General features: G+C 70.6%; 1 protein-coding gene. It reads left to right on the top strand.

The window, feature by feature from the left end; genetic code table 11:
* The first annotated feature begins 297 nt into the window (after positions 1–297).
* Positions 298–1,824, top strand: a complete 1,527-nt coding sequence (locus VNE62_01740; protein ID HVE91011.1) for an IS1182 family transposase — start codon at positions 298–300, stop codon at positions 1,822–1,824.
* The last annotated feature ends 319 nt before the right edge of the window (positions 1,825–2,143 follow it).

The following is a 2,143-nucleotide window of genomic DNA, read 5'->3' as shown; positions in this document are numbered from 1 at the left end:
TGCAGGGGCATGCGCAACTGCCGAAAAAGTCCCTCGTCTTAACACTCGGCCACAACCGGCTGTGGTCATCAGGCGACCCGCATACAGCCCGTGGGCCAAATGTAAAGGTAGGGGGTTTTCAGCAGCCTGCTAGGAGGCTGGGTCACGGATCCTCCGGCATACAACCGGTTGTGGTCTTGAGCCCGTCGGAGACACAGCCGGTTGTGGTGTACGACACCCGTGACCCAGCCTCCTAGGAGGCTGGGTCACGGGTAGTGAGTGGTGGGGCCGGAGCGCGTCCGGCTAGGCTTCGCAGTCATGTTAGCCCCCGACCGCTTCAAGCCGTACGCGCCGGACGTGCAGGCGGTGGTGCGCCTGGAGGAGGCGCTGCCGCCGGACCACCCGGTCCACCTGTTCGTCGATCTGGTCCGCTCCGTCGATCTCGGGCATTTCGCGATCCCGCCGGGCCCCAAGGGGGAGAAGCCGTACCACCCGCACGCCCTGTTCGGGGTGCTGGCCTGGGGCTACCTGCACGGGGTGCGCTCGGCGCGGAAGCTAGCGCGGCTCGCCCGGCAAGAGGCGACCTTCGTGTACCTGGCCGGGGGCGGGCGCCCCAACTACCGGACCCTGGCGCGATTCCGGCGGGAGAACACGGCGGCGTTTACGGCGGTGTTCCAGGAGACGGTGATCCTGGCGTTGCGTGTGGGGCTGGTGCGCCTGGGCCATGTAGCGTTGGACGGGACCAAGCTGAAGGCGAACACCTCGAAGCACAAGGCGATGAGCTACGGGCGGATGCGGCAACGAGAAGCCCAGCTCAAGGGGGAGATCGCCCGGCTGGTGGAGCAGGCCGAGGCTCAGGACGCCGCCGAGGACCAGGAGTACGGGGCTGACTCGGATGGATACTCGGTCGCCGAGGAGTTGGCGCGCCGCGAGGCCCGGCTGGCCAAGATCCGAGCCGCTCGCGAGCGACTGGAGGCGGAGCAGCGCGCCGAGCAGGGGCTGTCGGACGACGCCCAGCCCGTGATCGCCGAGAAGGAGCAGCGGTCGTTCGCGGATCCCGACGCGCGGATCATGCTGATGAAGCGGGGCGAGTACGACTACGCCTACAACGCCCAGGCGGCGGTGGACGGGGAGAGCGGCGTGATCGTGGCAGCCACCCTCACCAACGTCGCCCCGGACGGCGGCCATCTCCCGGCCCTGGCCGGCCAGGTGCGCGCCCTGCGCGAGGTCGGGGAGGTGCCAGACGACGACCCGACGACGCTGAGCGCCGACGCCGGCTACTTCAGCGGGGAGAACGTCGCCGAAGACGGGGACGGCCTCGATCTCCTGATTGCCGCCGGACGCGACGACCCCGCGACCGCTGCATCCCGGTCCGGCATCTGGACGGCCGAATGCTTCGGCTACGACCCCACGCGGGACGTCTGGGTCTGCCCGGCCGACAGGCTCCTGGTACGGCAGGTCACCCCGCCGGGGGCCACGGGACGCCCCAGCAAGCACCGCTATCTGGCGGCTCTGGGCGACTGCGCGGCCTGCCCCCTCCGGGCCCGCTGCCTGAAGCCCGGCGAGGAGCGCCGACTCCTGGTCTCCCAACGCTCCCGCCCGACCGGCGCCATGCGCTTCAAGTTGCGCCAGCCGGACGCCCGCCGACGCTATGCCCGCCGTAAGGTCATCGTCGAGCCGGTCTTCGGCCAGCTCAAGGACGCGCGCGGCTTCACCACCCTCAGCCTGCGCGGCCTGGCGCGTGCCGCTGGCGAGTATCTGCTGGCTTGCCTCGCCCACAACCTCGGCAAGCTGCTCCGCGTCTGCCCACTCCCCGGCGCGCGACCAACGATGATGACGGCCTGATCTCCGCCCCGGCCGCTCACCGATCGCGGCCCGTCAGGTCCGGCCGACCCCGAGCAACCAAGGAGGCCTCACGGAGCAGACGGCCGTCGACTGCCCAGGTGCTCGGTCGGCTGCTCCCCGCTACGCCTCGCTCTGCGGACCCGTGACCCACGCTCCTAGTGGTCCGCGCGATTTACGCCGCCGCGCGCCCGTTCCGACTAAGATGGGGCATGCACGACGAGCAGAGCGATGACCGGTCCGCCCGCGTCGACGAGCTCCAGGCCCATGTCCGCGAGCGCCTGGGCATGGACGTCCAGGCGATCGGCCGCGCCCGCGTCGC

This window comes from Actinomycetota bacterium (genome assembly GCA_035536535.1).
Classification (GTDB): domain Bacteria; phylum Actinomycetota; class JAICYB01; order JAICYB01; family JAICYB01; genus DATLNZ01.
Note: the sequence above shows the minus strand (reverse complement) of the source record. Positions and strands in the feature narration are given on the sequence as shown.